Source organism: Sphingomonas sp. Leaf67 (assembly GCF_001421965.1).
Classification (GTDB): Bacteria; Pseudomonadota; Alphaproteobacteria; order Sphingomonadales; family Sphingomonadaceae; genus Sphingomonas.
Genome location: NZ_LMLP01000007.1, coordinates 1 through 17500 on the forward strand (window position 1 = coordinate 1; position 17500 = coordinate 17500).

The 17500-nt window shown below is 66.5% G+C and carries 21 protein-coding genes (1 of these 21 cut by a window edge); 8 read left to right on the top strand and 13 right to left on the bottom strand.

Going from position 1 to position 17500, the window contains the following annotated elements; genetic code table 11:
* Positions 1 to 170: 170 nt before the first annotated feature.
* Positions 171 to 770, top strand: coding sequence for a hypothetical protein (locus tag ASE90_RS07255; protein WP_055998413.1), 600 nt, complete (start codon positions 171 to 173; stop codon positions 768 to 770).
* 480 nt (positions 771 to 1250) lie between these two features.
* Here ASE90_RS07255 and rpoN read toward each other — a convergent pair whose 3' ends face one another.
* The 6 genes from rpoN to ASE90_RS07285 all read right to left on the bottom strand — a co-directional run bounded on the left by rpoN (position 1251) and on the right by ASE90_RS07285 (position 6504).
* On the bottom strand, positions 1251 to 2732 hold the full coding sequence (rpoN, locus tag ASE90_RS07260) for an RNA polymerase factor sigma-54 (RefSeq protein ID WP_055998415.1): 1482 nt from the start codon (positions 2730 to 2732) through the stop codon (positions 1251 to 1253).
* Positions 2733 to 2737: 5 nt separating this feature from the next.
* A complete protein-coding gene (gene lptB / locus ASE90_RS07265; protein WP_055998417.1) occupies positions 2738 to 3523 on the bottom strand; it encodes an LPS export ABC transporter ATP-binding protein in 786 nt (261 codons plus the stop codon).
* Between the two features lie 270 nt (positions 3524 to 3793).
* Complete coding sequence (locus ASE90_RS07270; protein WP_082449649.1) at positions 3794 to 4339, bottom strand: LptA/OstA family protein; 546 nt, start codon at positions 4337 to 4339, stop codon at positions 3794 to 3796.
* Between the two features lie 5 nt (positions 4340 to 4344).
* A complete protein-coding gene (lptC, locus tag ASE90_RS07275) occupies positions 4345 to 4983 on the bottom strand; it encodes an LPS export ABC transporter periplasmic protein LptC (protein ID WP_055998420.1) in 639 nt (212 codons plus the stop codon).
* 9 nt (positions 4984 to 4992) lie between these two features.
* Positions 4993 to 5613 carry a ribonuclease D gene (locus tag ASE90_RS07280; protein WP_055998423.1) on the bottom strand — a complete coding sequence of 207 codons (621 nt, stop codon included), beginning with the start codon at positions 5611 to 5613 and terminating at the stop codon, positions 4993 to 4995.
* A 75-nt stretch (positions 5614 to 5688) separates the two neighbouring features.
* Positions 5689 to 6504 carry a TerC family protein gene (locus tag ASE90_RS07285; RefSeq protein ID WP_055998426.1) on the bottom strand — a complete coding sequence of 272 codons (816 nt, stop codon included), beginning with the start codon at positions 6502 to 6504 and terminating at the stop codon, positions 5689 to 5691.
* Positions 6505 to 6721: 217 nt separating this feature from the next.
* Here ASE90_RS07285 and ASE90_RS20920 point away from each other — a divergent pair, with 217 nt between their 5' ends.
* The gene (locus ASE90_RS20920) at positions 6722 to 7576 is read left to right on the top strand and encodes a cold-shock protein (RefSeq protein ID WP_055998429.1); all 855 of its coding nucleotides are present in this window, start codon (positions 6722 to 6724) and stop codon (positions 7574 to 7576) included.
* Positions 7577 to 7670: 94 nt separating this feature from the next.
* Positions 7671 to 8027: a bleomycin resistance protein gene (locus ASE90_RS07295; protein WP_055998432.1), complete on the top strand. Its 357-nt coding sequence runs from the start codon at positions 7671 to 7673 to the stop codon at positions 8025 to 8027.
* Positions 8028 to 8106: 79 nt separating this feature from the next.
* Here the strand turns inward: ASE90_RS07295 and ASE90_RS07300 are convergent, their stop codons facing one another.
* Positions 8107 to 8349 carry a hypothetical protein gene (locus ASE90_RS07300; protein ID WP_055998433.1) on the bottom strand — a complete coding sequence of 81 codons (243 nt, stop codon included), beginning with the start codon at positions 8347 to 8349 and terminating at the stop codon, positions 8107 to 8109.
* Positions 8350 to 8674: 325 nt separating this feature from the next.
* Between ASE90_RS07300 and ASE90_RS07310 the strand changes: the two genes are divergently transcribed.
* Positions 8675 to 9625: a glutathione S-transferase family protein gene (locus ASE90_RS07310; protein ID WP_055998440.1), complete on the top strand. Its 951-nt coding sequence runs from the start codon at positions 8675 to 8677 to the stop codon at positions 9623 to 9625.
* A 31-nt stretch (positions 9626 to 9656) separates the two neighbouring features.
* Complete coding sequence (locus ASE90_RS07315) at positions 9657 to 10466, top strand: glutaminyl-peptide cyclotransferase (RefSeq protein WP_235531704.1); 810 nt, start codon at positions 9657 to 9659, stop codon at positions 10464 to 10466.
* Positions 10467 to 10568: 102 nt separating this feature from the next.
* Here ASE90_RS07315 and ASE90_RS07320 read toward each other — a convergent pair whose 3' ends face one another.
* From ASE90_RS07320 to ASE90_RS07335, 4 genes are all read right to left on the bottom strand, one after another.
* A complete protein-coding gene (locus ASE90_RS07320; protein WP_055998443.1) occupies positions 10569 to 12179 on the bottom strand; it encodes a cisplatin damage response ATP-dependent DNA ligase in 1611 nt (536 codons plus the stop codon).
* 47 nt (positions 12180 to 12226) lie between these two features.
* The gene (locus tag ASE90_RS07325) at positions 12227 to 12718 is read right to left on the bottom strand and encodes a Dps family protein (RefSeq protein WP_055998447.1); all 492 of its coding nucleotides are present in this window, start codon (positions 12716 to 12718) and stop codon (positions 12227 to 12229) included.
* A 108-nt stretch (positions 12719 to 12826) separates the two neighbouring features.
* Positions 12827 to 13387 carry a hypothetical protein gene (locus ASE90_RS07330; RefSeq protein ID WP_055998449.1) on the bottom strand — a complete coding sequence of 187 codons (561 nt, stop codon included), beginning with the start codon at positions 13385 to 13387 and terminating at the stop codon, positions 12827 to 12829.
* Positions 13388 to 13399: 12 nt separating this feature from the next.
* Positions 13400 to 13684, bottom strand: coding sequence for a hypothetical protein (locus ASE90_RS07335; RefSeq protein ID WP_055998452.1), 285 nt, complete (start codon positions 13682 to 13684; stop codon positions 13400 to 13402).
* A 180-nt stretch (positions 13685 to 13864) separates the two neighbouring features.
* Here ASE90_RS07335 and rpmG point away from each other — a divergent pair, with 180 nt between their 5' ends.
* The gene (gene rpmG / locus ASE90_RS07340) at positions 13865 to 14032 is read left to right on the top strand and encodes a 50S ribosomal protein L33 (RefSeq protein ID WP_055757016.1); all 168 of its coding nucleotides are present in this window, start codon (positions 13865 to 13867) and stop codon (positions 14030 to 14032) included.
* Between the two features lie 344 nt (positions 14033 to 14376).
* Here rpmG and ASE90_RS07345 read toward each other — a convergent pair whose 3' ends face one another.
* Positions 14377 to 14679 carry a hypothetical protein gene (locus ASE90_RS07345; protein WP_055998454.1) on the bottom strand — a complete coding sequence of 101 codons (303 nt, stop codon included), beginning with the start codon at positions 14677 to 14679 and terminating at the stop codon, positions 14377 to 14379.
* Positions 14680 to 14765: 86 nt separating this feature from the next.
* On the opposite strand from ASE90_RS07345, the gene ASE90_RS07350 reads away from it, so the two are divergent.
* Together ASE90_RS07350 and ASE90_RS07355 are read left to right on the top strand one after the other, a co-directional pair.
* Positions 14766 to 15188 carry a CBS domain-containing protein gene (locus tag ASE90_RS07350; RefSeq protein WP_055998465.1) on the top strand — a complete coding sequence of 141 codons (423 nt, stop codon included), beginning with the start codon at positions 14766 to 14768 and terminating at the stop codon, positions 15186 to 15188.
* A gap of 56 nt (positions 15189 to 15244) precedes the next feature.
* Positions 15245 to 16177 carry a hypothetical protein gene (locus ASE90_RS07355; RefSeq protein ID WP_055998457.1) on the top strand — a complete coding sequence of 311 codons (933 nt, stop codon included), beginning with the start codon at positions 15245 to 15247 and terminating at the stop codon, positions 16175 to 16177.
* A 192-nt stretch (positions 16178 to 16369) separates the two neighbouring features.
* Here the strand turns inward: ASE90_RS07355 and ASE90_RS07360 are convergent, their stop codons facing one another.
* A protein-coding gene (locus ASE90_RS07360) for a lipopolysaccharide biosynthesis protein (protein WP_055998459.1) crosses the window boundary here: on the bottom strand, positions 16370 to 17500 show its 3' portion. The gene runs 339 nt beyond the window's last position; the window shows 1131 of its 1470 coding nt (coding positions 340–1470); its start codon lies off the right edge, out of view — the gene reads right to left on this strand; it ends in the stop codon at positions 16370 to 16372.

A 17500-nucleotide genomic window follows, 5' to 3' on the forward strand; every position in this document is an offset into this window, starting at 1 on the left:
CGCCCTGCGCTGCGAGAAAACCATCACCGCTTTCATGGGCTCGCCCTGCGCTGCGAGAAAACCATCACCGCTTTCATGGGCTTCGTTCATCTCGCGTGCGCCATGATCTGGCTGCGCTAAATGCAGACACCGCCTAGGGGAAGCTGGTGCGTGCGGCAGGGGAGGCCGAAATGATCGACATGCCGCAAACACCGCCGTCGGCCTATGAACAGGTCTTGGTACAGAAGCTGGTGCGATGCGGCCTGCGACCGGACGGCTTCACCGTACGGTACGAGGCCGAATTGCAGAGCGTCGAGGTCGTGATCGGAGAAGGTTCCGGCGCGACCAAGGAGCATGTCGAGTGTATCCGGCAGGCGGCGGGATCGGAGATCGTCACCATCCGCGATCCGGCGGTGCAACGGGCTTATGAAGACCGGATTGGGGAGGTCATGCGTCCGGTGATGCTGGCCAGTGCCAAGACCGAACTGGAACGGCGCGGCGTCCTGAACGACTTTCCGCGGCGGTCCGCCTATCCGACCGACAAGGCGTTCGCCGAAGCACTGGAACGCCAGTGCGGTCTGGTACCCGGAGCGATGTTCGTGGAAAGCGCTGGCGGATTGATCCTGCGACCCGACGCCATGGGTGGCGAGTCTTTCGACAAGCTGACGTGCGTCTTGGCCGCGGCGCGATATGCCCAGGCTCAGGGGGATCGCTTCACGTTCGGCATTATCGGCAACGAACAGTTTGCTCCAGATCCGGAGAAGGCCGTTCCGACAAGGCCGACGCGATAGGCGGCGGGAACGAGTACGCGCGATCCGGTGGCGGCGGCGCAGATTTCCGATCGCCGATTATCCGCAAGGATCGATTTCCGGACGCAGGACCGTTCGACGCGCTGGTAGGTGGTAAGAAGTGCTGCCCGAGCTTCAGGCCGTTGCCGGTGGAGCGTTTGAAGAGTGTGCCGCGACCGGCAATGTATGGCAACCGGACGTTTTTGGACGTCTTGGAGCGGCCCGTCGACGTTGCGTTCGGGGCGGCGTGTTCTCGACGGACGCTTCTCGACAGGCTCGAAGCTGCTCGAACCGAACGGGTGGTAGCGGGAACGGGTTGTGTGATTACAGTGACTTGGTAATTTGCGCCGGCCAAAGGTCACAAAGGTCACACTCGTGCGCGTTTTGCGATCGGGGTGACCTTGCCCGGTGGCGGGACGGCGGAATCTACGGTTGGAAAGAGCGCCGGCGACCCTGCCACCCGTTGCCGCCTGTAGGAAAGCGTTACCGGCCGAGCGCCTTTTGCCGGCGGCGCTGGACCGAGGAGCCCAGCCCGATCGCCTCGCGATATTTCGCCACCGTCCGCCGGGCGATGTCGAAGCCCTTCGCATTCAGCAGTTCGACCAGCGTATCGTCGGACAGGATCTTTTTCGGGTCTTCGGCCGCGATCAGGCTGCGGATCGCCTCCTTGACCGCGAGCGCCGATACCGCCTCGCCGCCATCGGCCGACTGGATGGCGGAGGTGAAGAAATACTTCATCTCGAACAGCCCGCGCGGGCACGACAGATATTTGTTCGACGTCACGCGGCTGACCGTCGATTCGTGCATCTCGATCGCTTCTGCGATCTTCGCCAGCGTCAGCGGGCGGAGATGGGCGACGCCCTGACGAAAGAACGCTTCCTGCTGCTTCACGATCTCGGTCGCGACCTTCAGGATAGTGCGCTGCCGCTGGTCGAGCGCCTTGACCAGCCAGTTGGCGCTGGCAAGACAGTCGGACAGCCATGCCTTGGACGATTTGGTGCCGTTTGCGCTGAGTTCGGCGAAATAGCCGCGATTGACCAGCACGCGCGGCAGGGTGGCGCCGTTGATCTCGACCGCCCAGCCGTCACCGCGGGGGGCCACGAACAGGTCGGGGACGACCGACTGGGCGCGTTCGCCGCCGAAGCGGCAGCCGGGTTTGGGATCATAGCCGCGCAGTTCGCGAATCATGTCGGTCAGGTCGTCTTCGTCGACCTCGCAGATCCGGCGCAGCTGCGGCAGCGCCCCGCGCGCGAGCAGGTCGAGATGATCGAGCAGCCGCATCATGCACGGATCGTAGCGATCGACCTCGCGCGCCTGAATCGCGAGACATTCGGCAAGGCTACGCGCGCCGACGCCGCTGGGGTCAAAGGTCTGGACGATGCCCAGCACCGCTTCGACGCGGGCGAGCGGTACGCCGAGGCGGTTGGCGATGTCGAGCAGCGAGCCCGACAGATAGCCGCAATCGTCGATCTGGTCGATGATCGCGCTGGCGATGAACAGGTCGGCCCCGGCGACGCAGGCCCCGGCCTGTTGCAGCAGATGGTCGATCAACGAGAGGTCGGCGCTGGCCAGCGCGTCGAGATCGGGGGCATCCTCGAACCCGCCGGCACCGGTCGCGGCAAGGCCAAGACCGCCGTCGAGCGAGCCGACCCCGTCGGAGGCGCTGTCGTGATGGAAGGTTTCGCCGAGATCGAGGTCGAGCGATTCGCCGCTCGCCGCGCCCAGCCCCAACAGTTCGTCGGACCCGGCGGGGTCGCCGGCCGCGACCGGATCGGGTGCTTCGGCCGCCGGGCCGTCATCGTCACTACCGCCCGATTCGAGCAGCGGGTTCTTTTCGATTTCCTCGGCAAGGAACCCTTCGATTTCAAGATTCGACAGCGCGAGCAGGCGGATCGCCTGCTGCAACTGGGGCGTCATCACCAGCGATTGCGACTGGCGCAGGTCGAGGCGAGGCGCGAGGCTCATCGCGGTTAGAGTTCGAACCCTTCGCCGAGATACAGGCGGCGGACATTGGCGTCGGCGACCAGTTCGGACGGCGAGCCGGCGAACAACACCCGCCCGTCATAGATGATATAGGCGCGGTCGACGATTTCGAGCGTCTCGCGGACATTGTGGTCGGTGATGAGCACGCCGATGCCGCGCGATTTGAGCTGGATCACCAGATCGCGAATGTCGGCGATCGAAATCGGATCGATGCCGGCAAAGGGTTCGTCGAGCAGGATGATCGTCGGATTGGCCGCCAGCGCGCGCGCGATTTCGGCGCGTCGCCGCTCGCCGCCCGACAAGGCCATGGCGGATGCCGTGCGCAGCCGGGTGAGGCCGAATTCGTCGAGCAGCTGTTCGAGTCGCGCCGCGCGCGTCACCTTGTCCGGCTCGGCCAGTTCGAGCACGGCGAGGATGTTCTTTTCGACCGACAGCCCGCGGAAGATCGACGTTTCCTGCGGCAGATAGCCGAGGCCGAGGATCGCGCGGCGGTACATGGGCAGCGCCGTGATATCCTCGCCATCCAGCAGGATGCGGCCGGCATCGGGCTTTACGAGGCCCATCGCCGAATAGAAGCTGGTCGTCTTGCCCGCGCCATTGGGGCCGAGCAGGCCGACGACCTCGCCACGCCCGACCGACATCGACACGTCGGACAACACGACGCGCTTGTCATAGGATTTGGCGATCGACACGACCGACAGCCCCCGGTCGGAGGGGCGTTCGTGCACGGGGACAGCGTCGGCGCTGCGGGACAACAGGGTGGTGTCGGTCATCGGCAGCGTCCTGATCGCATGGCAATGGTTACCGTACCGTTAGGACGGTCCGATTGGCAGGAATATTGCATAGGGTTGGCGGGAAAGGAAAGCTTTGTTCGGCGGCTTGGGCGTGGGTTGCGGTCAAATTATGCCGCTTTCGAACTACCAGCGTTCGTCCTGAGTAGCCGCTGGGCCTGTCGGAGTGGCTGAAGTAGGTGCTTCGATACCGGCCTTCGACTTCGCTCGGTCCCTACTCAGCACGAACGGTCTTCCTGCTCTAACCCTGCCTCAATTCCGCTTGGGAACCGAGAACCGCCCGGTCACGCGACCGCCGCCCTGCTGGACCGCCCCGCCCGGCGCGGCGGTGGTGCCGACGCCCGACCCGTCGATCGTCGCGCGGCCGGTGTCGAGGTCGATCGACAGCCGCCCGCCGGTCAGGGTGTTGGCCCCCTGCGTCAGCTGCACGCCGCCGATCATCGTCACCACGCGGCGATTGACGTCATAGACGGCAAACCGCGACTTCGCGGTCTGATCGGGGCGGGTTACGGTGACGTTGCCGGTCGCGTCCATGCGTGATGCCTGCGGCGAGGCGCCTTCGGTGACCTGCCCGACATAGGCGACGACGACGCGGTCGGCGGTGAGCGTCATGGTCGACTGGCGAATGGTCACGCCGCCGGTCAGGACGGCGCGGTTGGCGCGATCCTGCAATTCGATGGCGTTCGCCGAAAAATCGATCGGCGCGTTCGAGTCGTGCCGCGTCTGCGCCTGGGCCGACCCGAGGGTGGCGAGGAGGCCGAAGGTGGCGGCGAGGCCCGGGAGCGCGTGGCGAATCATCGCGGCTATTTCGTGCGTGCCGGGTCGATACGCAAGCGGGCATTGCCGGTCAGCCGCACGGTGCGCGCCTCGAGATCGGCGTCGAGCCGGTCGCCGCTGAACGTTCCCATCGATGTAGTGCCGGTGACCGCGCTGCCGCTTTGCAGGCGGCGGGTCTTGAGGTCGACGGTCGCGTCGTTGGTGTCGAGCGCATAGCCGTCGGCCGCGCGGAAGCGGATCGGGCCGTTCACCGCGACCTGTTCGGTCTGCATGTCATAGCGGCCCCGCGGTGCCGTCAGCCGCGCGGGACCATCGGGCAGGCGGATGGCGGCGGCCAGTTGCTGCAGCTGCACCACCGGTTCGGCCGAGCTTTTCTGCACCGCCGATCCGGCATCGATGACGAAGGGCTGGCCCTTGGCGTCCTGTCCGCGATATTCGGCGGCGCGCAGGCGCATCCGTTCCTGCGCGACGGCGACCTTGTTCTTGTCGAGGACGAAGCTGGTATCGCCGCGCATGAACAGCGGGGCCATCACCAGAAACGCCGCCAGCACGCCGATGCCGATCGGCAGCACGACCATCAGGAATCCGATCAGCCGGTCATGCGCGCTGCCCGGCGCTGCACGGCGTTGCCGGCGCGAGCGTTCCTGGCGGGCGATTTCCGACATCCTCTGCCCTTACATGTGCGCGAAGATATCGGTCTCGGGCCAGCCGGCGAGATCGAGGGCGGCACGGTGCGGCAGGAAATCGAAACAGGCTTGCGCCAGACCGGTGCGCCCCTCGCGGGCCAGCCGCTTCGTCAGTTCCTCGCGCAGCACGTGGAGGAAGCGGACGTCGGAGGCGGCATAATCGCGCTGCGCATCGGACAGCACCGGCCCCCCCCAGTCGGACGATTGCTGCTGCTTGGACAGATCCTGCCCCAGCAGTTCGCGGACCAGTTCCTTCAGGCCGTGGCGATCGGTGTAGGTGCGGACCAGCCGCGACGCGATCTTGGTGCAGAATACCGGGCCGGCGGTGACGCCCAGATAATGCTGGATCGCGGCAAGGTCGAACCGGCCGAAGTGATAGAGCTTCACCCGGGCCGGATCGGCCAGCACCGCCTTCAGGTTCGGCGCGGCATAGTCGCTGCCGGGATTGAAGCGGACCAGATGCTGGTTCTCGCCGCCATCGGACAGCTGCACGACGCACAGCCGGTCGCGCGGGGTGATGAGGCCCATCGTCTCGGTATCGACGGCGATGTCGGCGCCGGGGGCGAACACGTCGGCCGGCAAATCTTCTTCGTGGAAATAAACGCTCATCGGTTGCGCCTAGCGGTTCGCGCGCTGTTTGAAAACTCGCTGGCGCGAGTTTTGCGGGAGCGGGCCGGTGCCGCCTTAATGGGAAACGTCGCGCTCAATGGCTTCCCGGGCCTTGCGCTTCTTCGTCTTCGATCGGCGCGAGACGATGTTGAGCGTCTCGACCCCGGCCGAGAATGCCATCGCGGCATAGATATACCCCTTGGGCACATGCACGCCGAAGCCGTCTGCGATCAGCACCGCGCCGATCATCAGCAGAAAGCCGAGCGCGAGCATGACGACGGTCGGGTTGGCGTTGATGAATCGCGCCAGCGGATCGGCGGCGACCAGCATGATCGCCACGGTGACGATCACCGCGGCCATCATGATCGGCACCTCGTCGGTCATGCCGACCGCGGTCAGGATCGAATCGATCGAGAACACCATGTCGAGCGCGACGATCTGCGCGATCGCCGAACCAAGCCCGAGGGCGGCCTTGCCCTTCCGGTCGAGCGCGTCGCCGGTGGGTTCGTCGTCCATCGTGTGATGGATCTCCTTCGTCGCCTTCCACACCAGGAACAGCCCGCCGACGATCAGGATGAGGTCGCGCCACGAAAAGGCGGTTTCGAAGCTCGGCCGGCCATAGCCGTCGGGCGACCCCTGAATGCCGAGGTCGAACACCGGGGTCGTCAGCGAGACGATGAACGCGATCATCGACAACAGCAGCAGCCGCATGACCAGCGCGAGGCCGATCCCGATTCGCCGCGCCAGTTGTTGCTGGTGGGCCGGCAACTTGTTCGACAGAATCGAAATGAAGATCAGGTTGTCGATGCCCAGCACGACTTCCAGTACGACCAGCGTGAAGAACGCGGCCCATGCCGTCGGGTCGGCGATCAGCGCCATCATGGTGTCCATCGGGCGATTCTGTGCCGTCTTCGCCACATAATCGCAAGATAATCGCCATGATCGCGGCGACAGGAACGATTGCAGCGGCGAAATTCGTTTGGGGCCGCGCGCTTTTACGCTATGCAGGGATGTGGCACCCGGCTTGGCGGTGCCCGGACACCTGCGTTTTTCGCTCGGCGCTTGGGTTTAGAATGAAGTTGGGCGAACCAGGAAGACGAACAGGGCAATGAGTTTCGATCGAGGACGGCGCGGCGAGCGCGGTGGGCGCGGCAGGGACAAGCGCGACGGTTTTGGTGACGAAGGCGGCAGCAGCAGCTACGGCGGCGGCGGCTTCGGCGGCGATCGCGGTGGCTTCGGCGGCGGTGGATTTGGCGGCGGCGGCTTCGGCGGCGGCGGCAGCAGCTACGGTGATCGTGGCGGCGGTGGCGGCTTCGGCGGCGGCGGCGGCGGTTTCCGTGGCGGCGGTGGCGGCGGCTTCGGCGGCGGCGGTGGCGGCTTCGGCGGTGGCGGCGGCGGCGGTGGCCGCGGCATGCCCCCGCAGGTCGTCGGCGAAGCGACCGGTGTCGTAAAGTTCTTCAACGCGCAGAAGGGCTTCGGCTTCGTCGTCCGTGATGATGGCGGCGAAGACGTGTTCGTGCACATCTCGGCCGTCGAACAGGCCGGGCTGAGCGCGCTGGCCGAAGGGCAGCCGATGGGCTTCACGCTCGTCGATCGCGGCGGTCGCATTTCGGCGACCGATCTGAAGATCGACGGCGAACCGATGGCCGTGACCGGCGGTGGCGCACCGCGCGAAGCACGTGAACCGCGTGATGCCGGCCCCCGTGGCGGCGCAGGCGGCGGCATGGGCGGCCCGCAGCGTCAGCTGACCGGCGAGCGCGCCAGCGGCGTCGTGAAGTTCTTCAACGCGATGAAGGGCTTCGGCTTCATTCAGCGCGACGATGGACAGCCGGACGCATTCGTCCACATCTCGGCCGTCGAGCGCGCGGGTCTGCCGACGCTCAACGAAGGCGATCGCCTCGAGTTCGAACTCGAAGTCGATCGTCGCGGCAAGCATGCCGCGGTGAACCTCAACAAGCTCTGAGGTTCGCGCTTCGGCGACAGGAAAGCGGCCGGTCACTCGCAAGGGTGGCCGGCCTTTTTCGTTTCGGGGAACCCCATACGGGATCGGGCATGCTATGGATCTGGCGACACCCAATTTGCCGTCGCGCGACTTCGCGGTGACATCGGCCTTTTTCGCCGCGCTCGGGTTTCACGAGGCATGGCGCGACCCGACCTGGATGATCCTCGAACGAGGGTCGCTGAAGCTCGAATTCTTCCCGTGGCCCGATTTCGATCCCGCGACGAGCGGCTATGGCAGTTGCCTGCGGCTCGACGACCTCGACGCATTTTACGCGGTCGCACAGGCGGCGGGGATTGTGGAGCGATCGACCGGCTTTCCGCGATTGCAACCGCCCCGCGAGCAGAACGGCCTGCGGATCGGCGCGTTGCTCGATCCCGATGGGTCGTTGCTGCGGCTGATCCAGAATCCCTGAGTGGATGTCGGCGTGCGGGGCCGGCGTTCCCGGCACGCTCGCAGCAGCTCCGACCGACCGGCAGGACGGCGTTGGAGGGTCAGCGTCGGCAATAGCCGAGCCGATAGGCTACCCCGCCTGCGCAGAGACCAGCGAGACAATAGCCAAGAACGTCGAGCGGTTCGTCGAACCAGCGGGTGCCGGGATCGCCGATGATCGCCATCACTGCCCCGATCAGGCCGCCGGCGATCAACCCGAAGCGCAGCGCGTCGCCGCGGCGCTGTCGTCCCGATCGTATCGCGAAATGCCACAGCGTCAGCCCGAGCAGCAGGCAGATCGGCACGGCGATGACCCATTAGAAGACGATGCCGAACAGCGACAACTGGAGCAGTCCGGCGAGGGGATAGGCGACGGCCGGTCCATGGTCGACTGCTTTTCGCAGCGCCGAGGAGTTGCCTCGAAGCAGGATGGGAACACCGACGAGGTTTGATCGGATCGACGGCCGCGTCCGATTCCCGCTGCGGACCGGGAGCGGGCTGACGAAGGGATGCGCGCAGGTCGCTTGCGGCTTCACATCCTATCGATCGAAATCGCTCTGTTCGGCGAATTGAAGCTGATCGGAAACCGGCCGCCCTGCGTTGGACCGCCGGATAGCGAAAGGATCGCCGATGGGCATGTTGCAGCACGGGGTTTGGACCAACGACACGCCGGTCGCACCGACCGACGCATCGGGCAATTTCCAGCGGGCGGAGAGCGGGTTTCGCGACTGGCTGACCCGCGATGGCGATGCGGGGCCGGCGGGACAGCGCGGCATGCCGGCGGAAGCGGGGCGCTATCATCTGTATGTCAGCCTCGCCTGCCCATGGGCGCATCGGACGCTGGTGGTGCGCGCGCTGAAAGGATTGCAGGATTTGCTGCCGGTCACGGTGGTCGGGCCGTTGATGGGTGCGCAGGGATGGAGCTTTGCGGAGGCGTTCGGCGGTAGCGGCGATCCGGTCAACGGCGTCGATCATCTGCACCAGCTCTATACGCTCGCCGATCCCGACATGACCGGCAAGGTCACCGTGCCGGTGCTGTGGGACAAGGCCGAACGCCGGATCGTGAACAACGAATCGTCGGATATCCTCCGGATGCTGAACACCGCGTTCGACGATCTTGGCGCGACGCCGGGCGATTATTATCCGGCGGCGCTGCGCGGCGAGATCGATGCGGTCAACGATCGCGTCTATGCGAGCGTCAACAACGGCGTCTATCGCGCGGGCTTCGCGACGACGCAGGCCGCGTATGACGACGCGGTCGCTGCGCTGTTCGACTCGCTCGACTGGCTGGAGGATCGGCTGACGGGCGATTGGCTGGTCGGCGATCGTCTGACCGAGGCGGATATCCGGTTGTTCACCACGCTGGTGCGGTTCGACCCGGTCTATCACGGGCATTTCAAATGCAATGTCCGCCGCCTGCTCGACTATCCCCGGCTGCGCGCGCTGACCGAACGGATCGCGGCATTGCCGGGCGTCATGGACACGATCGATCTCGACCAGATCAAGACGCACTATTATCGCAGTCACAAGGATATCAATCCGACCGGGATCGTGCCCGCCGGCCCGGCGGTACCCTTCTGACGGTTCAGCAACGGGCAAGGCGGATGCGAGGATGACGACGACGATGATCCGCTGGTTGATGCCCCTGAGCCTCGCGCTCGCCACCGCCGCGTCCGCGCAGGCCGGCGCGCCCCCGCTTGCGCCGGTGCAGCCGGTCCCGGTCGAGGGGATTTCGGCGCGGATCGTGGCGCGCTATCCGCATGATCGCACCGCCTTCACGCAGGGACTGGTGTGGCATGATGGGGCGCTGTTCGAAAGTACCGGACAGCCCGGCGTGTCCGATGTGCGGCGGGTCAATCTGGCCGACGGCAAGGTGCTGGCGCGCGCCCGGCTGCCGGGGGAGCAGTTCGGCGAAGGGCTGGCAGTCGACGGGCAGCAGTTGGTCAGCCTGACGTGGATGGACGGCATCGCCCATCGCTGGAACGCCAAGACGCTGAAGGCGGTCGGCACCGCGCGCTATGCCGGGGAGGGCTGGGGACTGGCGAGCGACGGCCAGTCGCTGATCCTGTCGGACGGGACGCCGACGCTGCGCTTCCTCGACCCCAAAACGTTCAGGGAGCGGCGACGGGTGACGATCACCGCCAATGGCCGCCCGGTGCATAACCTGAACGAGCTGGAGATGATCGACGGCAAGCTGTGGGGCAATATCTGGCACCGCGACTATATCGTGCGGATCGATCCGGCGACGGGGGCGGTCGACGGGCTGGTCGATCTTGCACCGCTGCGCGCGGAGCTGGGGGCGCTTGATCCGGAGGCGGTGTTGAACGGGATCGCATGGGACGCGGGGACCAAGCGGCTGTTCGTTACGGGCAAATGGTGGCCGATGCTGTTCGAGATCGCGTTGGAGCCAGCGGCGGGGTGATCCGCAGGCTGGCGATGACGGGGTTCCACGGTCGCAGGAAGCGACGGTTGTAGTGCTTGGCTTTGGACCCCCTCCTATGTGGGGTACGACAACGTGCAGGGTTCAGCTCACCAGTTTCAGCAGCGTCGCGACGTGATCGGCCTCGGCCGCGGGTTTGTCGGTGCGGATGCGGTTGATCCGGGGGAAGCGCATCGCGACCCCCGATTTATGGCGTTTCGATGCGTGGATCGAATCGAACGCGACTTCGAGGACCAGGGTCTTCTCCACCTCGCGAACCGGACCGAAGCGCTGCACGGTATGCTGGCGGACGAAGCGGTCGAGATCCTTCAATTCGGCATCGGTGAAGCCCGAATAGGCCTTGCCCACCGGCAGCAATTCGCCGCCTTCGGCCGGGTCGCCGGTCCAGCAGCCGAAGGTGTAGTCGGAATAGAAGGACGATCGCTTGCCGCTGCCGCGCTGGGCGTACATCATCACGCAGTCGGCGACGAGCGGATCGCGTTTCCATTTATACCACAGCCCGACGCGACGGCCGGCGACATAGGGCGAGTCGCGCCGCTTGAGCATGACGCCCTCGATCGCGGCGTCGCGGGCACCGCTGCGGATATTGGCGAGCGCGTCGAAATCGGCGGCGTCGATCAGGCGCGACAGGTCGAAGACGGTCGGGTCGAGCCGCGGCACGAAGGTTTCGAGCCGGGCGCGGCGGGCGGTCCATGGCTGCTCGCGCAGATCCTCGCTGTCGTCGAACAGGATGTCGTAGAGGCGAACGAAGGCGGGATAGTCGGCCAGCATCGCCTTCGACACGACTTTCCGCCCGAGCCGCTGTTGCAGCGCGTTGAAGCTGGCGGCACCGGCATCGGCATGGACGCTCGCGCCCTGTCCATCGCCGCGCACCAGCAATTCGCCGTCGAGCACGCCGGGTGTGCGGAAGGCGGCGGCGACTTCGGGAAAGGCGGCGGTGATGTCGTCGCCGGCGCGGCTGTAGAGGCGCGTCTCGGCCCCGACATGGACCAGTTGTACCCGGATGCCGTCCCATTTCCATTCGGCGGCATAGTCGGCGAGGTCGACCACGCCGTCGTCGAGCGGGTGGGCGAGCATGAACGACCGGAACACCGGCAGGTCGGCGGCATGCGGCTGCTCGCCGCGCCCCTCCGCCCACGCGAAGAGTTCGGCATAGGGCGGGGCGAGGCCGTGCCACACTTCCTCGACCGCATCGACATCGAGCCCGAACGCCTGCGCCAGCGCAGTCTTGGCAAGCCGGGCGGAGACGCCGACGCGCAGCGCCCCGGTGGCGAGTTTCAGCAGCGCATAGCGTTCGTCGGATTCGAGCCGGTCGAGCATGTCGGCGAGCGCGCGCGGCGCATCGGAACGCGACAGGCTGGCGAGGCGGCTGACGACGGTGTCGAGCGTCAGCGGATCGGCATCATGGATCGTGCCGGGCGGCGGTTCGGGCCAGAGCAGCGCCACGGTTTCGGCGGTGTCGCCGACGAAATCGCGGCTCATGGCGAACAGGACGGGATCGGTGCGTTCGGTAATGAGCGCGCGGATCGTCGCCGATTTGACGGCGGGCAGGTCGAGATCGCCGGTCAGTGCCGCGATCGCCCAACCACGATCGGGATCGGGTGTATCGCGCAGATAGGTGCCGATCAGCGCCAGCTTGGCATTGCGCGACCGGGTGTAGATCAGGCGGTCGAGCAGATCGGCAAAGGCGCGCATCGGTTCATGCGGACGGGCGGGGCGGCAAGACCGCCCCGCGCACCCGATCAGCCCTTGCGAGCGGCTTCGAACAGGAACCAGGCGCGTTCCTCGGCCTGATCGATCCATTCGTCGGCAAGACTGCTGGTCGCGGTGTCGCCGGCATCCTCGGCAGCTTCGCGAGCTTCGCGGAAACGCTCGACCAGCTTCAGATTGTCGTCGCGCAGCTCGGCGAGCATGTCGTCGGGCTTTACGAAATCCTTGTCATTGTCCTTGATCGCGGCGCGGCGCGCGATGTCGCCGATCGAGCGCAGCGTGGTGTTGCCGGTCTTGCGCACGCGTTCGGCGATGACGTCGGTCACGGCGAGGATCTGCGAAGCCTGATCGTCAAGCATCAGGTGATAGTCGCGGAAATGCGGGCCGGAGACGTGCCAATGGAAGTTCTTCGTCTTCAGATACAGGGTGAAGCAATCGGCAAGCGCGGCGTTCAGCCCGTCGGCGACGGTCACCGTCTTGTTGTTGGGCAGGTCGGTCGGGGTGTCGAGCGCGGGGTTGGTCACGGGGAAAATCTCCGGCGGGATATGGTTCGGTTCAGCAACGATCGCGCTGGCGAATCTTTCCCGGCCGCGCCGCTCAAAAAATCCGGTCGTGGTGATCGCCCGGGCAGATCACAGCAGGCGCAACGCGCCGAGACCGAGGATCGCACCGGTCAGGCCGAGCATCAGCGTCGCAACCGCCCGGACCGCGGCGAGCGGCAGCGTCAGCCAATCACGTTCGCCGAGCGTCGCCGACGTCAGCAGCAGGATCGCGCCGGCCAGCGCACCCCCGACCGCGCCGGTCACGGGATCGGGGGTTCGCGCCACGAGCGCGAAGACGAGGAACTGGCTGCGGTCGCCAAGGGTCAGAACCGCCATGCCGAGCAGCCCGGTCAGGAACGGCGGCAGTCGCCAGTCGCCGAGGCGGTCCTTGATTCGCGCCGGAAACGGCACCGACGTCGCGGCGCCGATCAGCGCGACGGCGAGCATCAGGTCGCGGGCATTGGGGGTCAGGGCCGGCGCGACCAGCATGCCGCCGATCGCGGCCAGCACGAAACCCGCCGCCTGTGCGACGATCGCGCCCCACAGTGCGCCGCGTCCCGACCGGTCGGACAGGATCGCGGCGAGCAGCGGTGGCCGGTCGCTCGCCCCGGCCAGCAGGACCGCGACGAACGCGGGGACGAGCGGGTCCATGTCGTTGCCGGATCAGTCGGCGAACCGCACCGTGCAGGCGGCGGCATAGGCCTGCGCCGTGGCGATGTCGCTGCGGCCGCAATGCATCGCTTCGCGGGCGAGCGCGGTCCATTCGCCGATCGACCGGCGTTCGCCCCGGGCGATCGCGGCGTCGACCACCGCAAGGATGCTGAGCGCGGGCAGACTCGATTCGGCGATGGCGATGGCGCGAATCGCCTCGATCTCCGCCAACGGACAGAGGCGATGCCCGACGCGTAGTGCCCGTTCCGCATCGATGTGCACTGACTCGATCCGCATCCTTACCTCCAACGCTTTGAATCCCAAGCTAGGATGCGATCGTTACGTTCCGATGAAGGCCGCTCGTCTTGACTTTGGCCGGCGATTGGCTCATGCGCCCACGTCTTGCAGCAGCCTCCGTGTGGCGGGCCGCTATTCATTGTCAATTCGCGGGCGTCAGGCCCAAGGGGTTTTTGGGTCATGGCAAAGCCGACCACCGTCAAGATCAAGCTCGTCAGCTCGGCCGATACCGGCTTCTTCTATGTCACCAAGAAGAACCCGCGCAACCAGACCGAAAAGCTGACCTTCCGCAAGTATGACCCGGTCGTGCGCAAGCATGTCGAGTTCAAGGAAGCGAAGATCAAGTAAGCCGCTCCGGTCCCGAGGGACCGGGCGTGTCGCTTGACGCTTTCCGCAAAACCCGCCGGACGTCGATGGGCGACCGGCGGGTTTTGCTGTGTTGGGGACGGATGCGTTGCGAGGCTTGCGAAGGGCGATCCGTCACCCGGACTTAATTATGACCTTTGCGAAAGTACCGAACGGCACCGGCGCTCCACCGTACCCCGGCGAAGGCCGGGGGCCGGTTGGGAAGGCTTTTCCGTAGCGTGCCAGCGTCCCCCAACCGGGCCTCGGCCTTCGCCGGGGTACGGGCCATCGAGACTTGCGCAGAGGTCTCGGCTTTATCCGCGGCGACGTAGAGCGTGTAGCGCCGCCTAACCCCGCGGATCACGCCCCGGATCGCGATCGGCATTGAACGCGTCGACGGCGGCGTCATGGCCCGATCCGTTGCTCAGGAACACCAGCGCCATCAGCGCGCCGCCCAGCATCACCGAGAATCCGACGCCGGCCAGCGTCGCCGCGGCGATCACCCAGTTCATCGATCCGATCCACCACCAGATGCCGGCCAGCGCCAGCAGCGCGGCGACCGCCGAGATCGCTGCCATCACCCTGAGCAGCCAGCGAAATCGTCCCCAGGCGAACGCGGCATATTCTGGTTCGTCGAGATCGTTCGCCATGGCTTTCAAATGGCGGCGAAGCATGAAATTCTCAACCCATGGATGCGCCGGCGGGTCGGACCGGCGCACCGATGGAGGATAGGGCGATGACCATCGCGAAACTGTTGGGCAAGCGTGCGGTCGTATCGGTCGGAGCCGATCGAACGGTACGCGAGGTCGTGGCACTGCTGGCCGAGCATCGCATCGGGGCGGTACCGGTGCTGGAGGGGGCCGAGGTCGTCGGCATCTTTTCCGAACGTGACATGATCCACGCGCTGGTCGAACGCGGCGCGGACGCGCTCGACCTGACCGTGGCCGAACGGATGACCAGTCCGGCGATCACCGTCGATCCGGCGGCGTCGGTGCTGGGGGCGCTGTCGCTGATGACGCAGCGGCGCATCCGGCACCTGCCGGTGATCGACGCCGACCGGCTGGTCGGGTTCGTGTCGATCGGCGACCTCGTCAAATATCGCATCGACGGCATCGAGGCGGAGGCGAAGGCGATGCGCGACTATATCCAGCAGGGATAACGAACCCGGGCGCGCCGGTTGACGCGCGTTTAACCGGCGGTCGATAAGATGGCGTCATGGCCTCGCTCGGCGAACATCTCAACTGGCACTGGAAGCAATGGCGGCACCGCCGGCTGGCGCGCGGCATCCTTGCCACGCCACCGGCGATGGTGCGCGACGATGGGGTGATCGTCTTTTCGATGATCGGCAGCGCGGTGCTGTTGCCCTATCTGGTCGCGGTCAAATCGCTGCTGCATCATTTGCGGCGCGGGCGCGTCGTGATCCTCGACGACGGCACGCTGACCTCGGCGGACAGGGCGGTGCTGGCCGCGCAGCTTGGCGACCCGCAAATCATTCCGATCGATTCGGTCGTGACCGATCCCTGCCCCCGGCGCGATGTGTGGGAGCGGTTGCTGACGATCCTCGACCTGCGCGCGCACGACTATGTGATCCAGCTCGATTCGGACACGGTGACGCTGGGTCCGGTGCCCGAGGTCGCGTCGGCAATCGCGGCGGGGCGCAGCTTTACGTTGCTGGGCGAAGCGGATGCCCGGTTGCTGCAAGTCGACGCCTTTGTCGCGACGCGCCGCCCGGTCGATCCGCTGTCGCCCGCCACCCATGTACAGGACGCGTCAGAGGCGGTGCTGGGCCGGGTCGACCTGCCCGGCCATGCGCCGCTCCGCTATGTCCGCGGTTGTGCCGGTTTCGCCGGCTTCGCCCGCAGCGGCGACGGGCGAGGCGTTGCCGAGACGCTGTCGCTCGCGATGGACGAGGTGCTCGGGCAACGGCAATGGCGCCGCTGGGGCAGCGAGCAGGTTGCCGCCAATGTCGTGGTCGCGAACGATCCCGATCCGGTGCTGCTGCCCTATGCGCGCTATTTCAACTTCTGGAATGCCGGTGTTCCGGGCGACGCGGCGTTCGCGCACTTCATCGGCACCTATCGCTTTCACGGCAACGCCTATCTGCGCGCGACCCGCGACGCGATTCGCCAGCTGCGCGGCGCGGAATAAGGGGCTGTTCGGAAACGCGCGAAAGGGCGAGTTTCAAGGCGGTGCCGGCCCGCTCCCCCCACCCGGCCACCCATCGAGTGTACCCTGTGGGTGGCCGGGTGAGGGTAGCCCAGCAAAATATTACTTTGCTGGGACCCCTGGGGGAGCGGGCCGGCACCGCAAAACGTGCAGCCGCGCGTTTCCAGACAGCCTCTACCGCCGCCGGAGCATCGCGATCGCATCGGTCAGTGCGGGCCGGGCGAACAGCAGCAACATGGCCGTATAGACGCCGCCACCGACCACGACCGACAGCGCCAGCGTCGCAGCCGGCGATCCCGGTGCAACGATCGTCTGCGCCAGCACGACTGCACCGACCATCGCCACTCCCGCCGCGAACGCCGGGCGGACGGCGGTGGCGAATTCGGCCAGCGACAGTCCGATCACCGGCAAGGCCCGGTGCAGCACGATGCCGAGCAGGATCGGATGGGCGACGATCCACGCTGCCGCCAGCCCGGCAATGCCGAAACGCCCGCCGATCAGGAACGCGATCGGCAACAGCACTGCGCCGATCGCCGTCGTCCGCGCGGTGATCCCCGGCCGCCCCATCGCATCGACCACCGGCGGGAACAGCGTCTGGAGCGCCATGAACGGCATGGCGATGCCCAGCAACGCGACCAGCGGTGCCGCCTCCCGCCACTGATCGCCCAGCGCCAGCGTCACGACCGGGCCGGCGGTCACGGTCAGCCCGAGGAAGAAGGGGACGGCGACCAGCATCACCAGTCGCACCGACCGCAGGAAGCCGTTCGCCACCGCTGCCGGATCATGCTGCATCCGGGCATAGGCGGAAAAGGCGACTTCGTTGAGCGGGGGCACGACCTTGTTGGTAAAGATCTGCGTCAGGAACAGCGCGGTGGTATAGACGCCGACCGTATGGGCATCGAACCAGCGCCCGGCGATCAGGATATCGGCCTGGCTCTGCGCGAAACCGAGCAGGCTGGCGCCGGCGACGACGCCGCCATAGCGCGCGAGATGCCCGGCACCGCGAAAATCGAAACTCGGCCACATCCAAGCCTCCGCGGCGATGGTCAGCCCGACGGCGCGCGTCACGAACAGGACCGCGGGCGCAAGGACCAGCGTCCACACGCCCAGCCCGCCATAGGCACCCCCGATCGCCGCCAGTGCGCCGAGGAAGGAGGACAGGAGATTGACCTGTGCCTGGCGATGGAAATCCATTCGCCGCGCGAGCAGCGCATAGGCGAACGAGCTGAACGGCGTGGTCAGGTACAGCAGCGACTGGACACGTAGCAGGTCGGTGACGAAGGGTTCGCGATAATAGGCCGCGGC

What these genes read in the sequence shown, in the direction of transcription:
- ASE90_RS07255 (WP_055998413.1), top strand. Translation starts at nt 171, where the DNA reads ATGATCGACATGCCGCAAACACCGCCGTCGGCCTATGAACAGGTCTTG.
- rpoN (WP_055998415.1), bottom strand. Translation starts at nt 2,732, where the DNA reads ATGAGCCTCGCGCCTCGCCTCGACCTGCGCCAGTCGCAATCGCTGGTG.
- lptB (WP_055998417.1), bottom strand. Translation starts at nt 3,523, where the DNA reads ATGACCGACACCACCCTGTTGTCCCGCAGCGCCGACGCTGTCCCCGTG.
- ASE90_RS07270 (WP_082449649.1), bottom strand. Translation starts at nt 4,339, where the DNA reads ATGATTCGCCACGCGCTCCCGGGCCTCGCCGCCACCTTCGGCCTCCTC.
- lptC (WP_055998420.1), bottom strand. Translation starts at nt 4,983, where the DNA reads ATGTCGGAAATCGCCCGCCAGGAACGCTCGCGCCGGCAACGCCGTGCA.
- ASE90_RS07280 (WP_055998423.1), bottom strand. Translation starts at nt 5,613, where the DNA reads ATGAGCGTTTATTTCCACGAAGAAGATTTGCCGGCCGACGTGTTCGCC.
- ASE90_RS07285 (WP_055998426.1), bottom strand. Translation starts at nt 6,504, where the DNA reads ATGGACACCATGATGGCGCTGATCGCCGACCCGACGGCATGGGCCGCG.
- ASE90_RS20920 (WP_055998429.1), top strand. Translation starts at nt 6,722, where the DNA reads ATGAGTTTCGATCGAGGACGGCGCGGCGAGCGCGGTGGGCGCGGCAGG.
- ASE90_RS07295 (WP_055998432.1), top strand. Translation starts at nt 7,671, where the DNA reads ATGGATCTGGCGACACCCAATTTGCCGTCGCGCGACTTCGCGGTGACA.
- ASE90_RS07310 (WP_055998440.1), top strand. Translation starts at nt 8,675, where the DNA reads ATGGGCATGTTGCAGCACGGGGTTTGGACCAACGACACGCCGGTCGCA.
- ASE90_RS07315 (WP_235531704.1), top strand. Translation starts at nt 9,657, where the DNA reads ATGACGACGACGATGATCCGCTGGTTGATGCCCCTGAGCCTCGCGCTC.
- ASE90_RS07320 (WP_055998443.1), bottom strand. Translation starts at nt 12,179, where the DNA reads ATGCGCGCCTTTGCCGATCTGCTCGACCGCCTGATCTACACCCGGTCG.
- ASE90_RS07330 (WP_055998449.1), bottom strand. Translation starts at nt 13,387, where the DNA reads ATGGACCCGCTCGTCCCCGCGTTCGTCGCGGTCCTGCTGGCCGGGGCG.
- ASE90_RS07335 (WP_055998452.1), bottom strand. Translation starts at nt 13,684, where the DNA reads ATGCGGATCGAGTCAGTGCACATCGATGCGGAACGGGCACTACGCGTC.
- rpmG (WP_055757016.1), top strand. Translation starts at nt 13,865, where the DNA reads ATGGCAAAGCCGACCACCGTCAAGATCAAGCTCGTCAGCTCGGCCGAT.
- ASE90_RS07345 (WP_055998454.1), bottom strand. Translation starts at nt 14,679, where the DNA reads ATGGCGAACGATCTCGACGAACCAGAATATGCCGCGTTCGCCTGGGGA.
- ASE90_RS07350 (WP_055998465.1), top strand. Translation starts at nt 14,766, where the DNA reads ATGACCATCGCGAAACTGTTGGGCAAGCGTGCGGTCGTATCGGTCGGA.
- ASE90_RS07355 (WP_055998457.1), top strand. Translation starts at nt 15,245, where the DNA reads ATGGCCTCGCTCGGCGAACATCTCAACTGGCACTGGAAGCAATGGCGG.